Consider the following 6069-nt stretch of genomic DNA (forward strand, 5'->3'; position numbering starts at 1 on the left):
CAGGAGATTTAGTTTCCCGGGTCTTTATTTTTGTTTAGAATTTAATTTTTTGATTTCTCTTTTAATACATCAAAAATTTTTTGATCAACTGTTGCTATAGTTACATCCATTTCATTATCCTTTAAAAATTCCTCAATAGTTTCTACTGCAACTTCTGCAGCTTCACTCTTTGGATAACCATAGATTCCAGATGATATTAGTGGAAATACAATGGATTTAAGTCCCTTTTCCTTTGCAAGATTAAGAGCAGAAAGATATGCCGCTCTTAGTAGCTCTTCTTCTCCCTTGTTGCCGTCAAAATAGACTGGCCCAACTGTGTGGATGATAAAAGGAGCTTTTAAACCGTATCCTTTTGTCATTACTGACTCACCTGGTTTAATTGGCGCAAGAGCATCGCACTCTTCTTGAAGCTTTGGCGAGTCTGCTGCTTCAAAAATAATTCCACAAACTCCACCGCCTCTTTTAAGTTCTTCGTTGGCTGCGTTAACAACTGCATCTACATCAAAATCTATAATACTTTTCTTTTCAATTTTAAGAGTCATAGTACACCCCCCATGTTAATAACTCCCATTGTATAAAATATGTAAATATTATCTCATATCAATGATAATACTTTTATGAGTACTTTTGCAAATATTTTTAAAAAAGTATTAAAAAACAAAATGTTTCTTAATACTTTTCGTAAAATTATAAATGTCCATACTTTTTGATTGTTGTTCTTTTCATAACAGTAATAATAATTAATAATACTACAAATCCCACTGGCACAGTTAGAAGAGGCTTGTCTAAAAATCCTGATACTAAAAATCCTACTGCTGATGATGCCCCTACTGAGAGAGCATATGGAAGCTGACTGGACACATGGGCTATGTGATCGCACCCTGCTCCGGCAGAAGATAGTATTGTCGTATCAGAAATTGGTGAGCAGTGGTCTCCAAAGACTGAACCAGAAAATATTGCTGCTAAAACAATATTTAAATAGTGCATGTGGTTTGTGTGTGCAAGGATTGGCACCATAATTGGAATTAAAATACCAAAAGTTCCCCAAGCTGTTCCTGTTGAGAATGATAAAAATGCCCCAACAATAAAGATAATTACAGGAAGTATCCACATTGGCATTGTTGAATTAGTTATAAGTGATGCAATATAAGATCCTGTGTTTAAATAATTGTCGCTCGTAATTCCACCAATTGTCCAAGCTAAGCTTAAGATTACTATTGCAGATAACATTGTCTTCATGCCGTCGACGATGGCATTCATAAATTCGTTAAAAGTAAGTAATTTTCTTGGAATATACATTATAAAAGCAACAAGTATTGCAACAAATGATCCAATAACTAGAGATAAGTTTACATCGGCACTACCAAAAGCTTCTCCAACGCCAACTTCACCTGTAAATAATCCACCAGTTCTAAGCATCATAATTACAGTAACAGCAATTAAACAAACTATTGGAACTATTAAATCAAAAACTCTTCCGTCTTTAGAATATTTATACCCAACATCTTCCTTATCTATAATTCTTGAAGTATCTTCAATCTCATATTTTTGCATTACGCCAATTTCATTTTTAGAAAATGCAAAATAAAATACAGTAAATAATGTCAAAAGCACATAGGCGTTCATTGGAATAGTGTTTAAAAATACATTCATTGGATTTTCGACACCAGTATCTCCAATAACTGCAACAACAGATGCTGCCCAACTTGAAACGGGAGCAATAATACATACTGGAGCGGCTGTTGAGTCAATTAAATGTGCAAGCTTTGCCCTTGATACTTTATTTTCGTCGATTATAGGCTTCATAACTGCACCTACAGTTAGACAGTTAAAATAGTCGTCAATAAAAATTAAAAGTCCAAGCAAAGTTGTGGCAAGTTTTGCTGAAGTTTTACTCTTAATCTTTGTGCTAGCCCATTTACCATAGGCAAAAGATCCACCTGCCATATTCATTACCATTACAAGGGATCCTAGAAGTGCCAAGAACACAATCATAAGTGCATTGTCCCCGAGCTTCGACCCCATCAATTGAAATACAGTTTCAAGGGCAGAAACAATATTTCCTCCTGCAAAAATTAAACCACCAGAAATAATACCAACTAATAGCGAGGTGATTACTTCCTTTGTCACAAGTGCAAGGGCAATTGCGACGATTGGCGGTACAATAGATAATATACCAAAATCCATCTTTCCTCTCCTTTTTACCAAATTATATATATTTTAGGATATTAAAGAAAATATATCAAGTTATTATCTCATCTCTTCTCTATAATGAGCCATAACATCAGAGAAAATTTCAGAACTTGAAAGAGGTGTATAAGTCACTGCATTGGCACCAGCCTCAATTGTTTCGAGTATGTGATCATCAGTATGTCCACCTGTAGCAATAATCGGAAATTCTTCACCAAGAAGCTCTCTACATTTTTTAATTAACTCGACAGTTTTAAGTCCTCCAGCGACATTTAAAACCCTAGCACCTGCATTTACTTTTCCCATTATGTCATCATTTAAAGAAATAACTGTGGCAACAACTGGAATGTCTAATGAGTCTGCAATAAGTTTAATATTATCATTTTTCATTGGAGCATTTACAACGACTCCAAGAGCGCCTAAAAGTTCTGCTTGCATGGCGATATTTAATGATCTAAGTCCATTAGTTGTTCCGCCGCCAACGCCAACAAAAACTGGAACTGATGCAGTTTCGCATACAGCACTTACAATTTTAAGTTGTGGCGTAAAAGGATATACGGACATAATCGCATGAGCATTGTTGTTGCATATAACTGCAATGTCATTTGTGAATAATAAAGACTTTATTCTCTTGCCATTAAAATTGATTCCGCTTGCTCTGTAGGAAACTTCAGGCACACTTACTTGTCTTTTTCTAAGTTCTGTTTGAATATATGGTACAAACTTTTTATTTTTGTTATCCATTGCTACTACTCCTCATCATAATTTTCGTTAATAAATTCAATACCTTATTATATTTTAAACCATTATTCAATTTATTAATAGATTTATTTATGTTATCATGTATTTATAATTAGAAAAAGGTGAGATTATGGACATGCATGCCCTTTCAAAGCGAGGCTTTGAGTTTGATGAATGTGAGTTAAAAGTTAAATATTCGATTTATCACACAGATATTCCCCTAGATCTTTCTTATGAAATGATGAAGGTACTTGAATATCTACTTTGGTATGTTCCAAATATTAACTCAATACAGTCTCACAGAAATGAACTTGTCTCATCACTTAACTTTGAAAATTTTGTATTTGGTCTAATTAAAAATCACATGGACTTGCAAAACAAAGATGTTGTGTTCTTAGAATATATCGACCCCGAAATCGTAAATTTTTACAGTTCTGAAATCTGCGTGAACAGTCAAAAATTAATCCTGACAAAACAGGAAGAAGAATCAAAGACCGACTCACTGCTTAGACACATAAGAAATGCCATAGCTCACGGCAACTTTAACGTAGTCGAGGGCCTCTTAATAGGATTTGACTACAATGATCGCTCAAACGATATAGATAAGTGCACGGCTATATTTAAAATTTTTCCACAAAATTTATTAAATGCCCTAAAGAGCCTAGACAGCGAGATAACATCAGAGATGCTAGCACAAGTTGCACTTCAAAGAACAGGTTATCATGTTGAAAGATATAAAAATAACGGAAACTATCCAAAGTTCGACTTATTTGTGAAAAAAGGCGACAAAAAATACGCACTTGAGATAAAAAAATACGAAGATTATAAAGTCCTGCCTCACGCTGAAGCAGAAAAACTAATTAAAGATTTTACGGGTATCTCAAAAGACATAAAGCCCGTCCTTTTCATCAACACGTCGCTACTTAGAGATGAGACTAAAGAAAGGCTCAAAAACGAAAAAGTTATTATACTCGATGTGAAAAATATAAATAAAATGTTAAACAATCGCGATATATTAAAAGAAATAGATGACTTGTCTTAGATAAGCCATCTATTTTTGTATAAAATATAAATTATTATAAAAATTCCAACAAAATTTGCTATATAAAATTTAGTCTTTAGAGTCTTGTGTCTAAATAAAATCATTGCGATATAACCACCAAGTCCACCACCTACTAATCCCATTAAAAGAAGCGTCCTTTCTTTTATTCTCCAAAATCCGTGCTTGGATTTAAATTTATCTATGCCATAAAAAATAAAATTAATTACATTTATGAGCACAAGATAGATAATAAAAATATTTTTATTACTTAAACTTTCTACAAATTGCATCTGTAGGACACACTCCTCTACACTTGTCACATCTTATGCATTCTAAATTATCTTGTGAAATTCTCATATCCACATCCATGTCGCAGGCTTTCTTGCACTTGCCACATTTTATGCACTTGTCCTCTTTAACTTCATATTTAAAAAATGAAACCTTGTTAAAAACTGCATAAAACGCTCCAAGGGGGCATAAAAATTTGCAAAAAGGTCTGTACATGAAAACTGAACCGACAATTAATAAAATTAATATTGCACTCTTTAGTAAAAATAAATTTCCAAGGCTGGATCTAATGGCAGGATTTGCAATAGAAAGAGGAATTCCTCCCTCCAAGATTCCTTGTGGGCAAATGTATTTGCAAAAATATGGAATTGTCGCTCCAAATTCGTCGCCCAAAAATACTGGCATCATCCACACCACAATGACAAGGATTAAGTACTTTAGATATTTTAAATATTTAAATTTTTCTGTGGAAAGCTTTTTAGATTTTATCCTATAAACTATATCTTGAAAAAGACCAAAAGGACACAAAAATCCACAAATGAGCCTTCCAAACAATGTGCCGAAGAGCATCATAATTCCAGCAACATAATAGGAAAAATTATATTTTATGCTTCCAACAACTGCCTGAAAAGATCCAATAGGACAAGCTCCAAGTGCTGCAGGACATGAATAACAATTAAGTCCAGGCACGCACACTCCCTTTAGCTTTCCGCTATAAATTGTCCCCTTGAAAAAGTTTTGAACTTTTAAATTTGTAGCTAATGTTGCAAAGACCTGTATAAAAAATCTCCTCGATTTAAAGTAATAATCTTTAATTTTTTTATCCAATGCCGATGCACTCCAAGCATATTCTTATTGCCTTTGCAATAACTGTCTGAACTTCACCTCTATAAGAGCCAAAACTTATAAAAATTATAGAAAGGGCCAATAAAAAATAGGGTGAATATTTTCTTATTTTAGAATTCATTTTCTTCTTACTTTCTCTTCCAAATTTCGTGATATACATCGTATTCTGGATCAAAGATTTTTGTCTTTTCAACTAGTTTAAATCCGTCAAAGTCAGGAATAAATGTGTCTGCATCTTTAACAATGGTATCAACTCTTGTAATTATTAAAGTATCAATTCTATCCCACAAGAGTTTTGTAATTTCTGCTCCGCCAATTACAAATTTTTCTTTGTCTTCAAAATTTTTAAGTACTTCGTCAAGCTCTTCAACTGAGGACACATAGTATAAGTCCTCTTTATCCTCTCTATCTTGTCTAGTAAAGACTATGGATGTCCTATTGGGAAGCTGTCTTCCAATGTCGTCAAAAGTGAGTCTTCCCATTATGATTACATTATTCGTTGTGTAATTTTTAAACATCTCAAGGTCATTATCTATATACATTATTTGCTTGCCTTCTGCAGCAATTGCGTTTTTATTGTCTACTAACATAAGTAATTTCATAAAATACCTCCAATAACAATACAATTGTACCAAATTTTAAAATTAATTGGCAATTGAATGCAAAAAAAGATATATCTCAATTAAATTGAAATATATCTTTGATTAGTACGGAAAATTTTATAAAACTTTGCTTAACACTTAATAGCTATAAGTAAAGTTATTACCATGTAAAATTGTGCCATAAAATAGCTTGTATAAATCACAAATATTTAAACCCAGCCATTTCTTAACCTAATGGTGCGGAAAGGGGGACTTGAACCCCCACGCAAATTAATGCACATGCCCCTCAAACATGCCTGTCTGCCAATTCCAGCACTCCCGCGAGCACATTAATTATTATAAGACAAATTTACATTATTG

General features: G+C 33.3%; 8 protein-coding genes and 1 tRNA gene. 1 reads left to right on the top strand and 8 read right to left on the bottom strand.

Annotation, left to right across the window (positions count from 1 at the left end; translation table 11 throughout):
- Nucleotides 1-41: 41 nt before the first annotated feature.
- The 3 genes from ACOX6R_RS01040 to ACOX6R_RS01050 form a co-directional block, all read right to left on the bottom strand.
- Nucleotides 42-542: a macro domain-containing protein gene (locus tag ACOX6R_RS01040; RefSeq protein WP_433446329.1), complete on the bottom strand. Its 501-nt coding sequence runs from the start codon at nt 540-542 to the stop codon at nt 42-44.
- 145 nt (nt 543-687) lie between these two features.
- Nucleotides 688-2187, bottom strand: a complete 1500-nt coding sequence (locus ACOX6R_RS01045) for a Na+/H+ antiporter NhaC family protein (protein WP_433446331.1) — start codon at nt 2185-2187, stop codon at nt 688-690.
- Between the two features lie 63 nt (nt 2188-2250).
- The gene (locus ACOX6R_RS01050; RefSeq protein WP_433446333.1) at nt 2251-2934 is read right to left on the bottom strand and encodes a hydrolase; all 684 of its coding nucleotides are present in this window, start codon (nt 2932-2934) and stop codon (nt 2251-2253) included.
- A gap of 127 nt (nt 2935-3061) precedes the next feature.
- Here ACOX6R_RS01050 and ACOX6R_RS01055 point away from each other — a divergent pair, with 127 nt between their 5' ends.
- Nucleotides 3062-3973 carry a restriction endonuclease gene (locus ACOX6R_RS01055; protein WP_433446335.1) on the top strand — a complete coding sequence of 304 codons (912 nt, stop codon included), beginning with the start codon at nt 3062-3064 and terminating at the stop codon, nt 3971-3973.
- On the opposite strand, the gene ACOX6R_RS01060 is transcribed toward ACOX6R_RS01055, so the two are convergent.
- From ACOX6R_RS01060 to ACOX6R_RS01080, 5 genes are all read right to left on the bottom strand, one after another.
- Entirely contained in the window at nt 3970-4263 is a 294-nt protein-coding gene (locus ACOX6R_RS01060; protein WP_433446337.1) for a DUF1294 domain-containing protein, read from the bottom strand. The genes ACOX6R_RS01055 and ACOX6R_RS01060 overlap by 4 nt on opposite strands.
- Nucleotides 4238-5089, bottom strand: a complete 852-nt coding sequence (locus ACOX6R_RS01065) for a 4Fe-4S binding protein (RefSeq protein ID WP_433446339.1) — start codon at nt 5087-5089, stop codon at nt 4238-4240. Before ACOX6R_RS01065 ends, ACOX6R_RS01060 begins: the two co-directional genes overlap by 26 nt.
- Nucleotides 5082-5267: a CD1871A family CXXC motif-containing protein gene (locus ACOX6R_RS01070; protein WP_433446341.1), complete on the bottom strand. Its 186-nt coding sequence runs from the start codon at nt 5265-5267 to the stop codon at nt 5082-5084. The genes ACOX6R_RS01065 and ACOX6R_RS01070 overlap by 8 nt, the downstream gene beginning before the upstream one ends.
- Entirely contained in the window at nt 5236-5709 is a 474-nt protein-coding gene (locus tag ACOX6R_RS01075; RefSeq protein ID WP_433446343.1) for a dihydrofolate reductase, read from the bottom strand. Before ACOX6R_RS01075 ends, ACOX6R_RS01070 begins: the two co-directional genes overlap by 32 nt.
- Before the next feature lie 235 nt (nt 5710-5944).
- Nucleotides 5945-6031, bottom strand: a tRNA-Leu gene (locus ACOX6R_RS01080).
- Between the last annotated feature and the right edge of the window lie 38 nt (nt 6032-6069).

Origin of the sequence: Peptoniphilus sp. (assembly GCF_050943655.1) — a bacterium.
Classification (GTDB): domain Bacteria; phylum Bacillota; class Clostridia; order Tissierellales; family Peptoniphilaceae; genus Peptoniphilus_A.

What these genes read in the sequence shown, in the direction of transcription:
- ACOX6R_RS01070 (WP_433446341.1), bottom strand. Translation starts at nt 5,267, where the DNA reads ATGTATATCACGAAATTTGGAAGAGAAAGTAAGAAGAAAATGAATTCT.
- ACOX6R_RS01050 (WP_433446333.1), bottom strand. Translation starts at nt 2,934, where the DNA reads ATGGATAACAAAAATAAAAAGTTTGTACCATATATTCAAACAGAACTT.
- ACOX6R_RS01075 (WP_433446343.1), bottom strand. Translation starts at nt 5,709, where the DNA reads ATGAAATTACTTATGTTAGTAGACAATAAAAACGCAATTGCTGCAGAA.
- ACOX6R_RS01045 (WP_433446331.1), bottom strand. Translation starts at nt 2,187, where the DNA reads ATGGATTTTGGTATATTATCTATTGTACCGCCAATCGTCGCAATTGCC.
- ACOX6R_RS01060 (WP_433446337.1), bottom strand. Translation starts at nt 4,263, where the DNA reads ATGCAATTTGTAGAAAGTTTAAGTAATAAAAATATTTTTATTATCTAT.
- ACOX6R_RS01040 (WP_433446329.1), bottom strand. Translation starts at nt 542, where the DNA reads ATGACTCTTAAAATTGAAAAGAAAAGTATTATAGATTTTGATGTAGAT.
- ACOX6R_RS01055 (WP_433446335.1), top strand. Translation starts at nt 3,062, where the DNA reads ATGGACATGCATGCCCTTTCAAAGCGAGGCTTTGAGTTTGATGAATGT.